This window comes from Allokutzneria oryzae, from assembly GCF_042429765.1.
Lineage (GTDB): Bacteria > Actinomycetota > Actinomycetes > Mycobacteriales > Pseudonocardiaceae > Allokutzneria > Allokutzneria oryzae.
The window spans coordinates 259299-275839 of the sequence record NZ_JBHLZU010000020.1; the positions used below are offsets into that span (position 1 = coordinate 259299).

The following is a 16541-nucleotide window of genomic DNA, read 5'->3' on the forward strand; positions in this document are numbered from 1 at the left end:
GAGTGCGGGGCCCTTTGCGCTCAGCCGAGCGGGACATCCAAATAGGACGGACTCGACGCGGGCGAGCTGAAGGTCAGCCGCTCGCCAAGGCCGGTCTCCGAGGAGTAGCGCTGGTCCTTGGTGTCGATGGCGAGCACCAGCCGGTGACCCGCGTCGAGGTCGTGCAGGACCGGCTGCAACGACAGGTCGACCTGCTGCGCGGCACCGGCCTTGCGGTTGAGCAGCGTCAGCGGCTTGTGCGAGATCAGCCGCCCGGTCCCGGTCGCGTCCACGTCGTAGAGGTAGGCGAACAGCGAGGTGTCCGCCGCGCTCGGGGTGACGGTGACGTGCAGCTTCGGCGTGCCGGAAACGGTGGTGCGCCTGGCCATCGGCTCGGTCTGCCACACACCCGCGTTGAGCCGGTTCACCGCGGGCAGCCACCCGGCGACCGGCAACCCGATCTGCGTCGCGCCTCCGGTCAGCATCACCGTTCCCGAGTCGGCGACCGTGTCGAAGCCGCCGTTGGCGGTGTGCGTCCAGCCGGTCCTCGCGGTGGTCCCCAGGTCCCCGGTGCGGCCGATCAGCGGGTTCACGTCGCCGAGGTAGCGCCTGCTGGTGGACGCGGTCAGCGCGGACCAGCTGGCGAACTCGCGCGCGGCGCCACCGATCGTGGGCTTCAGCCGCACCGGGGCCTCCCGGTCAACGCCGTTGTCGGTGCCGCGCAGGTAGTGGTCCAGCCAGCGGTAGGTGGTCTCCCACGTGTCGTTGGGCAGCCCGGCCAGGCCGAGGAGCTCCGGGGTGGCGTGGTCACCGGGGGCGAGTTCGAGCCGCTTGGGACCGGTGAGGTTGGTGAACAGCTCCACCGTCTGGTCCGGCGGGAACAGCGAGTCCTGCCACGCGTTGGCGATCAGCACGGCGGGCTTGTTGGCGTTGAGCTGCGCCAGCTTCCGGCCGGGGCTGCGCGGGGCGGCCCAGGTCCGCACGGGCTCGCGCTCGTTGGCCAGCACGTTGCCGAGCATCGCGTCCAGCTCCGGGCCGAAGCGGCCGGTGACCTTGCCGGCCGCGCCCAGCAGCGCGATGCCCTGCGAGCTCCAGGTGTCGTTGGCGCCCAAGGACTTCTCCAGGTCCGCCCAGGTGCTCAGCGCGGCGACGGCCTTCACCCGGGGATCGGCGGCCGCGGTGAGCAGGCTGAAGCCGGCGCCGTAGGAGATGCCCGCCATGCCGACCTGGTCCGCGGCGGCGGGGGTGTTCGTCAGTGCCCAGTCGATGACCGCGCGCGCGTCGGCGACGTCGTTGGCGCTGCCGACCTCGATCTGACCGCCCGAGGTGTAGAAGCCGCGGGCGGTGTACGACACGACCACGTAGCCGCGCTCGGCGAGCTTCCGCGCGGGGATCTCGTACTCCAGAGTGGGCACGGCCCAGCTCGCCGGTAGTACGACAAGAGGGTGTTTTCCGGTACTTGCCGGGGTGTACACGCGGGCGGTGAGGGCGACCCCACCGCTGCCGGTGATCCGTTCGTAGCGGGCGCCGATCCCCGATGCGGAGGCGGGCGCGGCGAGGGCGGCGGGCAGGACAAACGCGAGGAACGCTGCTGTGAGCAGGGAAAACAAGCGTCGCACGACGTCTCCAGGGTGACTTGTCGCCGGTGACTTGAGTCACAGTGATGGGAGAAGTAGAGGGCTGCCTACTCGCAAGTAGCAAGAACGTGTGACAACCCTCACGTTCTTGGCGGCTCGTCTGGGGGATGGCGCCGCCTGGCACGATCGACGGGATGACGCCGTTGAAGTTCGGCACGCGCGGGGTGCCGGAGAATCGCGCACTGGTGATGGCGATCGTCAACCGCACCAGGGACTCCTTCTACGACCGCGGCGCGACCTTCGCCGACGACGCCGCGATGGCCGCGGTGGACCGCGCGGTCGCCGAGGGCGCGGACATCGTCGACATCGGTGGGGTCCGGGCGGGCTCGCACGGGGAGGACGTCGACGCCGCCGAGGAGTCCCGCAGGGTCGTGCCGTTCGTCGCGGCGGTGCGCGAGCGGTACCCGGACCTGGTGATCAGCGTGGACACCTGGCGGCACGAGGTCGGCAGGCAGGTCTGCCGGGCCGGGGCCGACCTGCTCAACGACACCTGGGCGGGTGCGGACCCCCGGCTGGCCGAGGTCGCCGCGGAGTTCGGCGTCGGCATCGTCTGCTCGCACACCGGCGGAGTGGAGCCGAGGACCGACCCGCACCGCGTGCGCTACCGCGACGTGGTGGCCGCCGTCGCCGACGAGGTGGTCGCGCTGGCCGAGCGGATGGCCTCGCTCGGCGTGCCCAAGGAGGGCATCCTGATCGACCCGACCCACGACTTCGGCAAGAACACCTGGCACGGGCTGGAGCTGCTGCGGCGGCTGGACGAGCTCGTCGCGACCGGCTGGCCGGTGCTGATGGCCTTGTCCAACAAGGACTTCGTCGGCGAGACCCTGGACGCGGGGGTGCGCGAGCGGGTCGACGGCACCCTCGCGGCAACGGCGGTGGCCGCGTGGTCGGGCGCGCGGGTCTTCCGGGCGCACGAGGTCGGCCGGACCCGCCAGGTGGTGGAGATGGTGGCCAGCATCGCCGGGACAAGGCCGCCCGCCCGCGTCCTGCGCGCGCTGGCGTGACAGGGTTGGCCGGTGCTACCCGGGACTTCGAGCTGGTTCGCCGACCGGACCTGGCAAGATCCACAGTGGACGGTTGAGGAGCTGCTGCGCCGCAAGGGCTCCCAGCGGATCAGCGTCGTGCTGCCCGCGCTGGACGAGGAGGCGACGGTCGGCGCGATCGTCGCCGAGCTGGTGCCACTCGCGCGGAGCGGGCTGGTCGACGAGCTGGTCGTGATGGACTCCGGGTCCACCGACCGCACCGTCGAGGTCGCCTCGGCCGCCGGGGCCCGCGTCGCGCACCGCGAGGACGTCCTGCCCGCGCTGCCGCCGGTGCCGGGCAAGGGCGAGGTGCTGTGGCGTTCGCTGGCGGCGACCTCCGGGGACCTGGTGGCGTTCCTGGACTCCGACCTGGTCGACTTCGACCCCGGCTTCGTGGTCGCGCTGCTCGGGCCGCTGCTGACCCATGCGGAGGTCCAGCTGGTGAAGGGGTTCTACCGCCGTCCGCTGCGGCTGGAGAGCTCCGGAGGGGGCCGCGTGACGGAGCTGCTGGCCCGTCCGGTGCTCTCGGCACTGCGCCCGGAGCTCTCCGGCGTCGTCCAGCCGCTCGGCGGCGAGTACGCGGCGCGCAGGTCCTTCCTGGAGTCGGTGCCGTTCGCGCCGGGGTACGGCGTCGAGATCGGTCTGCTGCTCGACGCGCACTCGCGCCACGGCCTCGACGGGCTCGCGCAGGTCAACCTGGGAGTGCGCAAACACCGCAACCGGTCACTGGCCCAACTGGGTGTGATGTCGCGGCAGATCCTCGGCGCCGCGCTGCCGCGCTGCGGGGTCCCTGCCGGGGACGATGCCGACTTCGTGCAGTTCACCCAGGTCGCGGGGGAGTGGCTGCCGGAGGTGGCGCCGGTGGCGCTGGCCGACCGGCCGCCGATGCGCGAGGTACTGGGGATGCGTAGCGGAACTACCCTGAACGGGTGTGGCGCACTACACTCCCCGGTGTGAAGTCAGACGCCTTGCGCGGGCATTTGGATGCCTTGCTGCTGGCCACGCTGGACGGCAGGGAACTGCACGGGTACGCGATCATCGAGGCATTGCAGCTGCGCAGCGGCGGAGCGCTCGACCTCCCGACGGGAACGGTCTACCCGGCGCTGCGCCGCCTGGAGCGCGCGGGCTTCGTGCGCAGCGAGTGGAGCACGGTCGCGGGCAGGCAGCGCCGCACGTACACGCTGACCCCGTCCGGTGAACGGGAGCTCGCCAACGAGCGCACCGCCTGGCGGGAGTTCACCGTGGCGATCGAGGGCGTGCTCGGGAGCGGCCCATGGCCGGCCAGAGCCTGATCGACGACTACATCTCCCGGCTCGGGGCGCGGCTGGACGGGCCCCGCTCCACCAAGGACGACCTGCTCGCCGAGGCCAGGCACGGCCTGGAGGACGCGGCGCTGGGCTACCGCGACGCCGGCTTCCCGGACAGCACCGCGCAGGCCCGCGCGGTCGCCGACTTCGGCCCGCTCCCGCTGATCGCCGACGAGTACCAGGAAGAGCTCGCGGTCGCCCAGGGCTCGCACACCGTGCGCTCGCTGCTGGTGGCCATGCCGCTGATCCACGTGCTCTGGGAGGGCGGCAGGCTGCTGTTCCTCGAACGCGGACCGGTCCAGCCCGCCGCCCCGTCCTGGTTCCCGGCGCTGGCCTCCGCCGTGGACCACGCCTGGGTCGTGGTGGCGGTGCTCGGCGCGATCGCGTTGGTCGCCGGGCCGAGGCTGCGCCGCTGCAGGCAGTCCGGTCGCTCCTTCGGGCGGCTCGCGGGCTCGTTCAGCACTGGCGCGCTCACCGCGTGCGTCGTGCTCCAGGGCACGCTGATCGCCGCGACCGCCTACGTCAACCTCGGGTTGCTGCTGTCCCCGGCGATCCTGGCGACGCTGGGCATCGGCCTCGTGGTGATGGCGCGGCTGGTCGGTATGACCCGGAGGTGCTTCACCGTGTCGGCGGCGGCCTGAGGGCTGCCTCGCCCGGCCGTTCGTGCCACGATCTTCGGCGTGACCACCGCTCTGATCTACCTCCTGATCATGATCCTCGTGGCCGCCGTGGTGTTCCTGCTGGCATCACTGGTCTTCGGCCGCGGCGAGGAGCTCGCCGCGCTGCCGCCGGGAGCGTCGCCGACCCAGCTGCCCGCCGCGGGCGCCAGCGGCGACGACCTGCGCGCGCTGCGCTTCCAGCAGACCGTGCGGGGCTACAAGATGTCCGAGGTCGACTGGGTGCTCGACCGGGTCGCGGGCGAGATCGACGCCCTGCGCGCCAGGGTGGACGAGCTGGAGCGCCGACTGGCCCCGGAGGTCGAAGAGGTCCAGGAGGAGGTGCCGCGGTGACCAGGCTGGTCCGCCAGGTCGCCATCGAGGCACCGGTCGAGACCGTTTGGGCGGCCGCGACCGACTGGTCCCGGCAGCACGAGTGGATGCTGGGCACGACGGTCCGGGTCACCGAGGGCGACGGCCGCGGTGTCGGCTCGAAGCTGGCGGCGTTCACCGGCAAGGCGGGGGTCGGCTTCACCGACCACTTCGAGATCACGGTGTGGGACCCGCCGCACCGGTGCCAGGTGCTGCACACCGGCTGGCCGGTCCAGGGGCCGGGGATCTTCGCCGTACGCCCCGACGGACCGGGCCGCTCGCGGTTCGTGTGGGGCGAGGACCTGTACCTGCCGCTCGGCATCGTCGGCAACCTCGGCTGGCCGTTGGTGCGGCCGCTGTTTGTCGGTGGTGTGCGGTACTCCTTGAGCCGGTTCGCCGAGTTCTGCAAGGAGTACCAGTGAGTCCAGCCGATACCCGCACCCGGTGCGGGTGGGTCACCTCAGCGCCGGAGTACATCGACTACCACGACACCGAATGGGGCGTTCCGCTGCGCGGGGAACGCGAGCTGTTCGAGCGGGTGAGCCTGGAGGCGTTCCAATCCGGCCTGTCGTGGCTGGTGATCCTGCGCAAGCGCGAGAACTTCCGCGCCGCCTTCGCGGGCTTCGACCCGGCGCGCGTCGCGGAGTTCGGCGATGACGACGTCCAGCGGCTGCTGGCGGACCAGGGGATCGTGCGCAACCGCGCGAAGATCGAGGCCACGATCGCCAACGCGCGAGCCGTGGGAGAGCTGGACGTCGCGCTGGACGAGCTGCTCTGGGGCTTCGCGCCGGAGAGCGCGTCCCGTCCGTCCACATTGGCCGACGTGCCCGCGGTGACCGCGGAGTCGAAGGCGATGGCGAAGGAGCTCAAGCGCCGCGGCTTCCGGTTCGTCGGGCCGACGACGTGCTACGCGCTGATGCAGGCGACCGGCATGGTCAACGACCACGTCGCGACCTGTTGGCGTGCCTGACCCCGTTGCCCTTTTCCCAATGGCACAACGGGGTCAGGCAGGAGCTCACAGGCCGGTGAAGTCGGCCTCGCGCTTCTCCACGAAGGCCTCGACCGCCTCGCGGTGGTCGGCGGTCTGCCCCGCCTCGGCCTGGGCGAGGGCCTCGGCGCCGAGCGCGTCGGTCAGCTCGGCGCTCGCCGCGACCAGCATCTCGTGCTTGATCTTGGCGTAGGCGGTGGTCGGCCCGGCGGCCATCCGCGCGGCCAGCCGCTGCGCCTCGGCCAGCGCCTCGCCGTCGTCGACGACGCGGGTGACCATGCCGATCCGCAGCGCCTCCTCGGCGTCGACGGGTTGTGCCAGCAGCATCAGCTCCATCGCCCTGCCGTAGCCGATCAGCCTCGGCAGCGTCCACGACGCCCCGGAGTCCGCGGCGAGCCCGACGTTGGCGAAGGCGAGGAGGAACTTCGCCGACCGCGCGGCGATGCGCAGGTCGCACGCGTAGCTCAGCGAGGCGCCCGCGCCCGCCGCCATGCCGTTCACCGCGGCGATCACCGGCTTAGGCATCCGGAAAAGCGCCTGGGTCAACGGGTTGTAGTGCTTCTCGACCGTGCTCAATGGACTGGGGTCACCCGAGGAGAGCAGTCGCACGTGCTCCTTGAGATCCTGTCCCGCGCAGAACGCGCGGCCGGAACCGGTGATCACCAGAGCCCGCACCGCGGGGTCGCCCGCCGCTTCGTGCAGAGCGGCGAGCAACTCTTCCTTCAAGCGAACAGTGAGCGAATTGAAGGCATCCGGACGATTCAGGGTGAGCGTTCGGACGCTGTCGCTGTCGCTGACCAGAAGTTCGGCATCGTGATTATTCTCACGGTCCAGGGACACGGTGCTCTCCGTTTTCCGCTCGGTTCTCATCACGCGCTCGAAGGGGCGCGCGTGTTGCCAAGGCAGCTCTCGATGAATTCGTTCGTGGCCACCGCGAGACGTTCGGTGTGCTGATCGAAGAACCGCGCCGCGGTGTGTCCCGGCCAGTCCGGCGGCAGCAGTTCCGGCGGAAGGCCGGGGTCGCGGAAGAGGAACTTCCGCCAGGCGTGAAGGAGTTCCTGGGAAACGGCGAACGCCTCGGAATGGCTCTCTATGTCCACAGTGGACACTCGTCCGGTCCAGTCCTCGACGAAGCTCTGGTAGTCCGAGCCGAGCGCGTCGAGGTCCCACGCCCGCGCGGCCAGCTCCGCGTCGTCGCCGTCGTGCTCCCCGTGGAAGATCCGCGCCGCCGTGCCCTCGATCGCCAGCAGGTCGGCCAGTTCCGGTGACGGGCGCGGGGAAATCCAGGTGACCGGGCCGAGCTCGCCGTAACCGATGAGCTTGAGCGAGGAGGTCAGCTGGTCGCGCGTCGGCCGCGCGGGGAGGTCTTCGAGCACGACGACGTGCCATCGACCATCCCAAGTGGACGGTCTGGTGCGGAACACCCGCGCGCTGGCCTCGTCGAGCCGCTTCTCCGCGCGCGCCGTCATCGCGTATCCGGGGCCCGCCGGCAGCCGCACCGGCCGTAGCCAGCCCTGTCGCACGGTGCGGGACACCGCGGTGCGCACCGCGGGCGGCGCGAAGCCCAGCGGCTCCAGCAGTCGCACCAGAGCGGCAATGGTCGCGGTGCCACCCCGCTGTCGAAGGTGTCCACCGTAGACATCGAACAACGCCGAACGTGCCCGCATGATGGGCGATTTTGACAGTGAATGGCCTGCTCGGCCACCACCTGTGAACGGACACGCACAAGCGTCCTCTGCATCGACGGAGACACGAAGTGATCGGTTCGGTTTCTCCCGTGCGGCCATATGGGGGAGAATGAGGTCCATAAGCGGCACGTCGGGGGATGTGTCGTGGGGAAGAAGTTGACGGAGGGAGCACGCTATGGCGGCCATGAAGCCCCGGACCGGCGACGGTCCCCTTGAGGTCACCAAGGAAGGACGCGGCATTGTGATGCGCGTTCCGCTGGAAGGTGGGGGCAGGCTCGTCGTTGAGATGTCGGCAGAGGAGGCCAGCGATCTAGGCGATGCCTTGAAGGCAGCCGCAGGCTGATCCCACCGCCCAGTCCTGGCTGGGCAGCGGCCCGGCCACCCCGCAGTTCACCGAGTCCCCGGCGCGTCACCCACGCGACCCGGGGACTCGTTGTCGTGAAGTTCACCCGCTCCGGACCTGGAGGAGAGTCGTGCCCTCGGTGTCGCCTTCCGTGCCCACCCCGTTGCCGCGCGTGTCGGTGACCGCGAAGGCCCGCCGGGGCGGTGCGCTCGCGTTGGTCGCAGGCTCCGGGCCGGACGGACCGGAGCTGAGGTCCGCATCGGGTGCCGATGCCGTCGGCGCCGGCCTGCTGGACGCGCTCGCGGTGACCGCGGCCACGGGCGAGGTCAGGCGGCTCCCGCTGTCCACGGGCCCCGGCTGGCTGGTGGGTGTCGGTGACGGCGGCCCGCGCGACTGGCGCGCCGCGGGCGCCGCGCTGACGCGTGCGCTCAACGCCAGGGCCCGCGATCTGGACGAGCCGGTTGGCTCCGTTCAGGTAGCGCTTCCGGGTGATCTTGCGGTCGCCAACGCGGCCGAGTTCGCGCTCGGCGCGACGCTCGGCGGCCACGAGCTCAAGGTCACCAACGAGGCGAAGGCGCCGCGCGCCAAGACCCTGGAGCTGCTGGCCGCTCCCGGCGACGACCTCGCCGCGCTCGACGCCGCCGTGCACCGCGCGGTCCTGCTCGCCGAGGCGACCGCCTTCGCCCGCGACATGGCGGGCACTCCCTCCAACATCAAGGACCCCGCCTGGCTGGCGGGCACCGCGCGCAAGGCGTGCTCCGCGGTCGCCGGGCTCGACGTCGTGGTCCGCGACGAGAAGTGGTTGGCCAAGAACGGTTTCGGCGGTGTGCTCGCGGTCGGCGGTGGCTCCTCCCGCCCGCCGCGCCTCGTCGAGCTGTCCTGGAACCCCCCTGCGGCGCAGGGAACCCCGCACCTGGTGCTCGTCGGCAAAGGCATCACCTTCGACACCGGCGGCATCTCGGTCAAGCCGGCCGAGGGCATGCACCTGATGCGCACGGACATGTCCGGCGGTGCCGCGGTCATCGCGGCCCTGCGGGGCATCGCCGCCCTCCAGCTCCCGATCCGGGTGACCGGTCTGGTCCCGTGCGCGGAGAACCACGTGTCCGGCTCCGCCTACCGCCCCGGCGACGTGGTCCGCCACTACGGCGGGAAGACCACCGAGGTCACCAACACCGACGCCGAGGGCCGCATGGTGCTCGCCGACGCACTCGCCTACGCGGTGCGCGAGCACGACCCCGACGTGCTGGTCGACGTGGCGACGCTGACCGGAGCGATGAAGGTGGCGCTCGGCCTGCGCACGGGCGGCGTCTTCGCCACGGACCCCGAGCTGGCCAAGCGGGTCACCACCGCGGGTGCCGAGGTCGGCGAGTCCTGGTGGGAGATGCCGTTGCTGGACGCGCACGCCGACGACGTCCGCAGCGAGATCGCCGACCTCCGCCAGTGCCCGCCCGGCCCCGGTGGGATCACCGCGGCCCTGTTCCTCCGCGAGTTCAGCGCGGGCCTGCCGTGGGCGCACCTGGACATCGCGGGCCCCGCCCGTGCGGAGAAGCCCTACGACGAGGTCGGCGCCGGAGGCACCGGCTTCGCCGCCCGCACCCTGGTCCAGCTCGCCGCCTCCTACCTCTAGCCGGCGGCGCTCAGGGACGGGCGTGGTGGGAGTGGGCGATGGCGAAGTCGCGGAAGGCCCGGCCGGCGGCCGGGACCGGGCGGCCGGAGACCCAGACCAGTCCGACCGTTCTCGTGGGCCTCGGCGTGATCGCCAGCTCCACCACGCCCCGGGCCCCCGGGTCCGCCCTCGGCAGCAACGCCACGCCGAGGCCCGCGCTGACCAGGCCGCGCAGCGTGTCCACGTCGTCGCCCTCGAAGGCCAGCCTCGGTGTGAAGCCCGCCGCCGCGCACAGCCGCTCGCTGATCTGCCGCAGCCCGTAGCCCGGCTTCGTCGTCACGAACTCCTCGTCGGAGACCTCGGCCAGCCGGATGCGCCGCCGGGCGGCGAGGCGGTGCCCGGCGGACACCGCGAGCACCAGCTCCTGCTCGACCCACGGACAGGTCAGCAGGCCCGACTCCTCCTCCGGCATCGGTGAGGTCAACGCCAGGTCGACAACGCCTTCGCGCAGCTTCGCCAGCACTTCGGGATGCGCGCCCTGCATCAGCGTGAACCGGACGGCGGGGCGGCGGGCCTTGAACTCGCGCAGCAGCTCAGGCACCCACGGCGACATCGTCTGCAGGAAGCCGAACGCCACGTGCCCGCCCCCGGGGTCGGTCTCCTCCGCGGCCCTGCGGCAGCCCGGCTCCAGCGCGCCGAGTGACTGGGTGGCCGCCTCGGTGAGCAGCCTGCCCGCCCTGGTCAGCTGCACGCCGCGGCCCGAGCGCACCACGACCGGCGCGCCCAAGGAGCGGCCGAGCTCGGCCAGCCAGCGGCTGACCGTGGGCTGCGGCACGCCGAGGCGTTCGGCCACGCGTGTGACGTGCTGCTCCTCGGCGAGCGCCCGCAGCAGCCGCAATCGGGGAGCCAGCTCGGTGACCAGCCGTTCCACTCGATCATCCACAAATGACTAACTTACCGCCGAATTCAATATTGGACGTATGAGAAGCGAGCTGCCAGCGTGTTTGCCGTGGCTCAGAGCAGAAACCGACGCATCGGAGTGGCCGTTCTCGCGGCGGGACTGGCGACTTTCGCGCTGCTCTACGCGCCCCAGCCGGTGCTTCCCCTGCTCTCCGCCGAATACCACCTCGGCCCCGCCGCGGTCTCCTACGCCGTCAGCGCCGCGACGATCACCCTCGCCCTGGCGGTGCTGCCGATGGCCGCGCTGTCCGAGGTCGTCGGCAGGCGGCCGATGATGCTGGGCTCGGTGTTCGCCGCCGTGCTGATCGGGTTGCTGCTGCCGCTCGCCCCGGACTTCGCCTCGCTGATCGCGCTCCGTGCCGTCCAGGGCGTGGCCGTCGCCGGACTCCCCGCGGTCGCGATGGCGTACATGGCAGAGGAGATCGGCGTCTCCGGCCTCGGTGCGGTGATGGGGCTCTACGTCGCTGGGAACACCACGGGCGGCATGTCCGGGAGGCTGCTCGCCGGGGTGGTCGGCGACGTCGCCGACTGGCGCTACGGCCTTCTCGCGGTTGCCGTGCTCGCGGCGCTGTGCGCGGTGGCGATGGCGGTGCTGATGCCCTCATCCCGCGCGCAGGTCCGGCAGCCGATGCGGCTGGGCTCGCTGTTCGCCGGAATGCGTGGCGCCACAAGGGATTCCGGGCTCTACGGCCCGTACGCGGTGGCATTCCTCGGCATGGCATCGACGGTCGCGGTGTACAACGTGATCTCGTTCCGGCTGATCGCCGAGCCGTTCCTGCTCACACCGGGCATCGCCGCGATGGTCTTCCTCGGCTACCTCTTCGGCGGAGCCGCGTCCGCGACGGCGGGACGCCTCGCCGACCGCGTCGGCAGGCCGCTCGTCCTGCTCGCGGCGTTGGGCGTCGCGGTGGTGGGCACGCTGATGACGTTGCCGGACAACCTCTTCGCCGTGCTGCCGGGCATCGCCCTGCTGTCGGCGGGGTTCTTCGCCGCGCACGCCGTCGCCAGCAGCTGGATCGGCGCGCGGGCGGTCCCGGAGTCCCGGGCGCAGGCGTCCGGGGTGTACCTGCTGGCCTACTACCTCGGAAGCAGCTTCGGCGCGTCGGTCGGCGGCTGGGCCTACGGCGCCGGTGGGTGGACACCGGTGGCACTGGTCAACTGCGGCTGGCTGGCGCTGGCCGGGCTGGTCGTGTTCAGGGGTCGAGCCGCAGGTCGATCGGTGCGCCGGTCGGAGCCAGCTCCAGCCTCCCCAGCGACGGCACGGTGACCGAGCCGGCGTCGATGGTGATCTTCGCGGAGGTGAGGTCCGCCGGCACCTCGAAGACCAGCGCGGACGGGAACAGGCCGCCGTCGTAGCGCTTGCCGACCAGCTTTCCCTTGCCCCCGTCCGGCAGCTCCAGCGCGAAGCGGTCGGCTGTCAGGTACCCGGCGAGCGCGTCCGGCAGTCCGTCGCCGTTGACCTGCACCGCGACCTCCAACAGCCCCTTGCCGTTGCCGGTGGCCGTCACCAGCCCGAGCTTGCCGGTCTCCGCCTGCCGCACCGGTCGCTGCCAGCCGAGCCGGAGCCCGCCGACGGTCAGGTTCGCCGTGCCCGACGCGGGGCTCGAACCGGTGACCTTGAACGACAGCGCCTGCGAGCCCGACGGGGACTTCGCCGAGGCGTTCTTCCTGCGCAGAACGGCGGGCAGGTCGTAGGCGGGCTTGCCGGACGGCAGCTCCACGGCCTGCTCGATCAGCGACTGCACGTTGGAGTTGAGCACCAGCTTCGGCGGCGCGCCGGTGGAGCCCTGCTCGGGCAGGGTGAACACGACGAAGATCGCTCCGGACTGCGGCACCTGCGCCTGGGGCAGCTGCCGCCAGCCGCCGGGCAGGTCGAGCGCGATGCCGGGGGTCGGCGGCGTGCCGATGCCCCACTGCTGCGCCCGCAGCTCCTCGTCGAGCTGGCTGCGGTCGACGTGCAGCCGCAGCACCCACAGCCGCATCCCGCGCTCCGGGTTCAGCGTTCCGCCGTCGTCGGGCAACGGGAAGCTGCCCGGCATGCCCCAGCCCTTGCCCTGGACCGAGGCGAAGTCGTCGCGCAGGTGGATGTCGGCGTCGTTGCTCAGGCCGAGCTCGGCGTTCGTCCGCTTCCCGTCGTCGGGCAGCACCGCGAGGTAGCCGGGACCGGCGTTGCGCTCGGCCTGCGCGTCCGGCTTCCGCTTGGTGCCGTCCGGTCGCAGGATCTCCGTTCCCGGGTTCGCCGCCTGCCCCGGCGCCGGCACCTTCGGCTTGTCGAGCTCGACCCGGTCGCCCTTCGTCAGCACCGGGATCGGGACCCAGTCCGGGGCCGGTCCGGTTCCGGGGACCTGGACCGGGCCGCACCACAGCTCCGGTTCCACCGGCACGTAGTACTTGGCCTGGCCGGACTCGCTGCGCGCGAACCAGCACCGCACCGTGCCGTCCCCGGATCTGGCGACCTGCTGCTGTTCGATCGCCGTGGTCACGGCCTGCTCGCCCGCCCGCAGCAGCGCGTCGGCGTTGGGCAGCCGATGGCCTTCGAGCGTGACCTCGATCGGCTCGGGGGTCGAGCTGGTGGTGGGGGGTGGCGGCTGGGGTGTCGGCTCCTGGGGGAGGCCGCAGCCCCCGACCAGTGCCAGGAGCAGCACGAGGACCGCCTGGCCATGACGAGGACGCGGTGACAAGAGGTTCTCCGGTAGCGAGTTGGTGAAAAACCCGACTACCTAAATGCGCGTGAGTCCCCTCCCGGGTTGCACGGCGGCAAAGATCCTGATGATCATTTGTGGCCGGAGCGGGCCGCGTGGTAGACGGCGACCGTCTGCTCGGCGACGCTGGCCCAGGAGAACTCCTGAACTGCGCGTTCCCGGCCCGCGGCCCCCATCTCGGCCGCGCGGCCACGGTCTTCCAGCAATTCATTTACCGAATCGGCCAGCTGTATGTGAAAAGTTTCCGTGTCGTGCTCGTCGTAGTGCGCGAGCAGCCCGGTGCGGCCGTGGTCGACCACCTCGGGAATGCCCCCGACGTCGGAGGCGACCACGGCGGTCCCGCAGGCCATCGCCTCCAGGTTGACGATGCCCAGCGGCTCGTAGACCGACGGGCAGACGAACACCGTCGCGTGCGAGAGGAACTGCCGGACCTCGGCGGGCTGGAGCATCTTCTGGATCCAGAACACCCCGGGCCGGGCGGCGGCCAGCTCGGACACCGCGGCCTCGGTCTCGGCGGCGATCTCCGGGGTGTCCGGCGCCCCCGCGCACAGCACGATCTGCGCGTCCCGGTCGATCCGGTGCGCGGCGGCGATCAGGTGGCCGACGCCCTTCTGCCGGGTGATCCGCCCGACGAAGACCACGATCGGCCGGTCCGGGTCGACGCCGTGCGCCCGCAGCGCGTCGTGCTCGGTGACCGGGTGGTACGCCTGGGTGTCGATGCCGTTGCGCACCACGTGCACCCGGGCCGGGTCCAGCGCGGGGTAGCAGTCCAGCACGTCGGCGCGCATGCCCGCGCTGACCGCGATGATCGCGTCGGCCGACTCGTACGCGGTCCGCTCGACCCACGAGGAGAGCTGGTACCCGCCGCCGAGCTGCTCGGCCTTCCACGGCCGCCGCGGCTCCAGCGAGTGCGCCGTGACCACGTGCGGGATCCCGTGCAGGACCTTCGCGACCTGGCCTGCCATGTTGGCGTACCAGGTGTGGGAGTGGACGAGCTCGACGCCTTCGACCGCCGCGACCATCGACAGGTCGACCGACAGCGTCTGCAGCGCCGCGTTGGCCCGTTCGAGGCCGGGGGCGCTGGAGTGGGCGTGAGCGTCCGCGCGGGCGCCGCCGAAGCAGTGCACGTCCACGTCGATGAGCTCACGCAGTCGAGGAACCAGGAAACCGACATGTACCCCGGCCCCGCCGTAGACCTCCGGCGGGTATTCACGGGTCAGCAGACCGATGCGCACGACGGGAAACGCTAGCCCTTCGCGGGGGCGCTCTGCGGCAGCCGGGTGAACGTGGCGCAACACCGGCGTAAGCCGCGACCCGATGTGGTGGCCATCCGGTGATCGGCCCGGATAGGGTCACCCATTGTGAAGGGGCAGCCTCACGTCCTCGGGATCGTGCTGGCCGGCGGCGAAGGGAAGCGGCTCTGGCCGCTGACCGCCGACCGGGCAAAACCTGCGGTGCCCTTCGGGGGCAACTACCGGCTCATCGACTTCGTGCTGTCGAACCTGGTCAACGCCGGCCTGACGCAGATATGCGTGCTCACCCAGTACAAGTCGCACTCGCTCGACCGCCACATCTCCACCACCTGGCGGCTGTCCAGCGTGCTGGGGCAGTACATCACCCCGGTGCCCGCGCAGCAGCGGCTCGGGCCGCGCTGGTACACCGGCAGCGCCGACGCGATCTACCAGTCGCTGAACCTCGTCTACGACGAGAAGCCCGACTACATCGTCGTCTTCGGCGCGGACCACGTGTACCGCATGGACCCCTCCCAGATGCTGGAACAGCACATCGCCACGGACGCGGGCGTGACCGTCGCGGGCATCCGGGTCCCGCGCGCGGAGGCCAAGGCGTTCGGCTGCATCGACTCCGACGCCAGCGGTCGCATCACCCGGTTCCTGGAGAAGCCCGCCGACCCGCCGGGAACGCCGGACGACCCCGAGGTCACGTTCGCCTCGATGGGCAACTACGTCTTCAGCACCGACGCGCTGCTGGAGGCGCTGCGCGCGGACGCCGCCAACCCCGACTCCGACCACGACATGGGCGGCGACATCATCCCGGCCCTGGTCGCGGCGGGCCGGGCGTCGGTCTACGACTTCGCCGACAACGTGGTGCCCGGCGAGACCGAGCGCGACCGCGGCTACTGGCGCGACGTCGGGACGATCGACGCCTACTACGACTCGCACATGGACCTGGTGTCGGTGCACCCGGTCTTCAACCTCTACAACCAGGCGTGGCCGATCCGCACGGCAACGCCGCCGCTGGCTCCGGCCAAGTTCGTGCAGGGCGGATCGGCGCAGGAGTCGATCGTCGGCCCCGGCACGATCATCTCCGGCGGCCACGTCGGCAACTCGGTGGTCGGCGCGGACGTGGTGGTCGAGGCGGGCGCCCAGGTGGACGGCAGCGTCCTGCTCCCCGGCGTTCGCATCGGCAAGGGCGCCGTGGTGCGCCGCGCGATCCTGGACAAGAACGTGGTCGTCCCCGACGGCGCCCAGATCGGTGTGGACCTCGCGGCCGACCGCGAGCGCTACACGGTCAGCAGCGGCGGCGTGGTGGTCATCGGCAAGGGCATCCGCGCCGAGTAACCCCCAGCCCCGGTCGGCGTCGCACTTCCCGGACCACTCCGGGCGGAGTGCTACGGGCGCTTGGCGGCGACGAGGAGGCCGTCGCCCACCGGGAGCAGGACCGGGACGAGGCGGTCGTCCTCACGGGCCAGGCGGGCCACCTCGCGCAGGGCCTCGGTGGCCGTGTCCTGGTCCTCCGGGTCCGCGACGCGGCCGTTCCACAGCACGTTGTCGAAGGCGATCACGCCGCCGGGGCGCAGCAGGCGGACGCCCTCCTCCAGGTACTTCGGGTACTCCGTCTTCAGCGCGTCCACGAACACCAGGTCGTAGCCGCCGTCGGTGAGTCTCGGCAGCACGTCGAGGGCCTCGCCGTGGATCAGCCGGGTCCGCCCTGCCGGGAAGCCCGCGGCCGCGAACGCCTGGCGGGCGGCCCGCTGGTGCTCCGGCTGGAGGTCGATCGAGGTGAGCACGCCGTCGGCGACCATGCCGCGCAGCAGCCAGATCCCGCTGGTGCCCGCGCCCGTCCCGACCTCGACGACGGCCTTCGCCTGCACCGCCGCGGCCAGGAAGCTCAGCGCGGCGCCGCCGGTGGCGCCGACCGGTGTGCAGCCGAGTTGGCCACCGCGTTGCCTGGCAAGGGTGAGCACCTCGTCCTCCACGAGGTACTCGTCCACGTACTCGCGCACCGCGGGCGCGAAAAGGGGCGGGATGTCGGCTGCCACG

18 protein-coding genes are annotated in these 16541 nt (G+C 71.8%); 11 read left to right on the top strand and 7 right to left on the bottom strand.

The annotated features are described in order from the left end of the window. Positions 1-20: 20 nt before the first annotated feature. Complete coding sequence (locus ACFFQA_RS25605) at positions 21-1598, bottom strand: CocE/NonD family hydrolase (protein WP_377857241.1); 1578 nt, start codon at positions 1596-1598, stop codon at positions 21-23. 152 nt (positions 1599-1750) lie between these two features. Between ACFFQA_RS25605 and folP the strand changes: the two genes are divergently transcribed. Genes folP through ACFFQA_RS25640 form a run of 7 tightly spaced genes read left to right on the top strand, consistent with a single transcriptional unit; the run spans position 1751 to position 5943 of the window. Next, positions 1751-2620 carry a dihydropteroate synthase gene (folP, locus tag ACFFQA_RS25610; protein ID WP_377857244.1) on the top strand — a complete coding sequence of 290 codons (870 nt, stop codon included), beginning with the start codon at positions 1751-1753 and terminating at the stop codon, positions 2618-2620. Positions 2621-2632: 12 nt separating this feature from the next. Next, positions 2633-3595: a glucosyl-3-phosphoglycerate synthase gene (locus ACFFQA_RS25615; RefSeq protein ID WP_377857247.1), complete on the top strand. Its 963-nt coding sequence runs from the start codon at positions 2633-2635 to the stop codon at positions 3593-3595. After that, positions 3592-3930: a PadR family transcriptional regulator gene (locus tag ACFFQA_RS25620; protein WP_377857250.1), complete on the top strand. Its 339-nt coding sequence runs from the start codon at positions 3592-3594 to the stop codon at positions 3928-3930. Before ACFFQA_RS25615 ends, ACFFQA_RS25620 begins: the two co-directional genes overlap by 4 nt. After that, positions 3912-4586 carry a permease prefix domain 1-containing protein gene (locus tag ACFFQA_RS25625; protein ID WP_377857253.1) on the top strand — a complete coding sequence of 225 codons (675 nt, stop codon included), beginning with the start codon at positions 3912-3914 and terminating at the stop codon, positions 4584-4586. Before ACFFQA_RS25620 ends, ACFFQA_RS25625 begins: the two co-directional genes overlap by 19 nt. A 39-nt stretch (positions 4587-4625) precedes the next feature. Further along, entirely contained in the window at positions 4626-4955 is a 330-nt protein-coding gene (locus ACFFQA_RS25630) for a DivIVA domain-containing protein (RefSeq protein WP_377857255.1), read from the top strand. Continuing rightward, positions 4952-5395 carry an SRPBCC family protein gene (locus ACFFQA_RS25635; protein WP_377857258.1) on the top strand — a complete coding sequence of 148 codons (444 nt, stop codon included), beginning with the start codon at positions 4952-4954 and terminating at the stop codon, positions 5393-5395. The genes ACFFQA_RS25630 and ACFFQA_RS25635 overlap by 4 nt, the downstream gene beginning before the upstream one ends. Beyond that, complete coding sequence (locus tag ACFFQA_RS25640) at positions 5392-5943, top strand: DNA-3-methyladenine glycosylase I (RefSeq protein ID WP_377857261.1); 552 nt, start codon at positions 5392-5394, stop codon at positions 5941-5943. Before ACFFQA_RS25635 ends, ACFFQA_RS25640 begins: the two co-directional genes overlap by 4 nt. 45 nt (positions 5944-5988) lie before the next feature. On the opposite strand, the gene ACFFQA_RS25645 is transcribed toward ACFFQA_RS25640, so the two are convergent. Continuing rightward, positions 5989-6831 (bottom strand): enoyl-CoA hydratase-related protein, encoded by an 843-nt coding sequence (locus ACFFQA_RS25645; protein WP_377857264.1) that lies wholly within the window; start codon positions 6829-6831, stop codon positions 5989-5991. Further along, a complete protein-coding gene (locus tag ACFFQA_RS25650; RefSeq protein WP_377857267.1) occupies positions 6831-7628 on the bottom strand; it encodes a PaaX family transcriptional regulator in 798 nt (265 codons plus the stop codon). Before ACFFQA_RS25650 ends, ACFFQA_RS25645 begins: the two co-directional genes overlap by 1 nt. 196 nt (positions 7629-7824) lie before the next feature. Here ACFFQA_RS25650 and ACFFQA_RS25655 point away from each other — a divergent pair, with 196 nt between their 5' ends. Then, positions 7825-7992, top strand: coding sequence for a DUF3117 domain-containing protein (locus ACFFQA_RS25655; RefSeq protein WP_075944083.1), 168 nt, complete (start codon positions 7825-7827; stop codon positions 7990-7992). Between the two features lie 139 nt (positions 7993-8131). Next, positions 8132-9619: a leucyl aminopeptidase gene (locus ACFFQA_RS25660; RefSeq protein WP_377857704.1), complete on the top strand. Its 1488-nt coding sequence runs from the start codon at positions 8132-8134 to the stop codon at positions 9617-9619. A 10-nt stretch (positions 9620-9629) separates the two neighbouring features. Here ACFFQA_RS25660 and ACFFQA_RS25665 read toward each other — a convergent pair whose 3' ends face one another. Continuing rightward, positions 9630-10541, bottom strand: coding sequence for a LysR family transcriptional regulator (locus ACFFQA_RS25665; RefSeq protein ID WP_377857270.1), 912 nt, complete (start codon positions 10539-10541; stop codon positions 9630-9632). A gap of 66 nt (positions 10542-10607) precedes the next feature. On the opposite strand from ACFFQA_RS25665, the gene ACFFQA_RS25670 reads away from it, so the two are divergent. Next, on the top strand, positions 10608-11825 hold the full coding sequence (locus tag ACFFQA_RS25670; protein ID WP_377857273.1) for an MFS transporter: 1218 nt from the start codon (positions 10608-10610) through the stop codon (positions 11823-11825). Here ACFFQA_RS25670 and ACFFQA_RS25675 read toward each other — a convergent pair. Further along, complete coding sequence (locus ACFFQA_RS25675) at positions 11752-13203, bottom strand: hypothetical protein (protein ID WP_377857276.1); 1452 nt, start codon at positions 13201-13203, stop codon at positions 11752-11754. The two genes, ACFFQA_RS25670 and ACFFQA_RS25675, sit on opposite strands and share 74 nt — an antisense overlap. 128 nt (positions 13204-13331) lie before the next feature. Then, positions 13332-14495, bottom strand: a complete 1164-nt coding sequence (gene glgA, locus ACFFQA_RS25680; RefSeq protein ID WP_377857279.1) for a glycogen synthase — start codon at positions 14493-14495, stop codon at positions 13332-13334. Positions 14496-14621: 126 nt separating this feature from the next. Here glgA and glgC point away from each other — a divergent pair, with 126 nt between their 5' ends. Then, complete coding sequence (gene glgC, locus ACFFQA_RS25685; RefSeq protein ID WP_377857282.1) at positions 14622-15839, top strand: glucose-1-phosphate adenylyltransferase; 1218 nt, start codon at positions 14622-14624, stop codon at positions 15837-15839. A gap of 50 nt (positions 15840-15889) precedes the next feature. Here glgC and ACFFQA_RS25690 read toward each other — a convergent pair whose 3' ends face one another. Continuing rightward, positions 15890-16540, bottom strand: coding sequence for an O-methyltransferase (locus ACFFQA_RS25690; RefSeq protein WP_377857285.1), 651 nt, complete (start codon positions 16538-16540; stop codon positions 15890-15892). Position 16541: the final 1 nt, after the last annotated feature.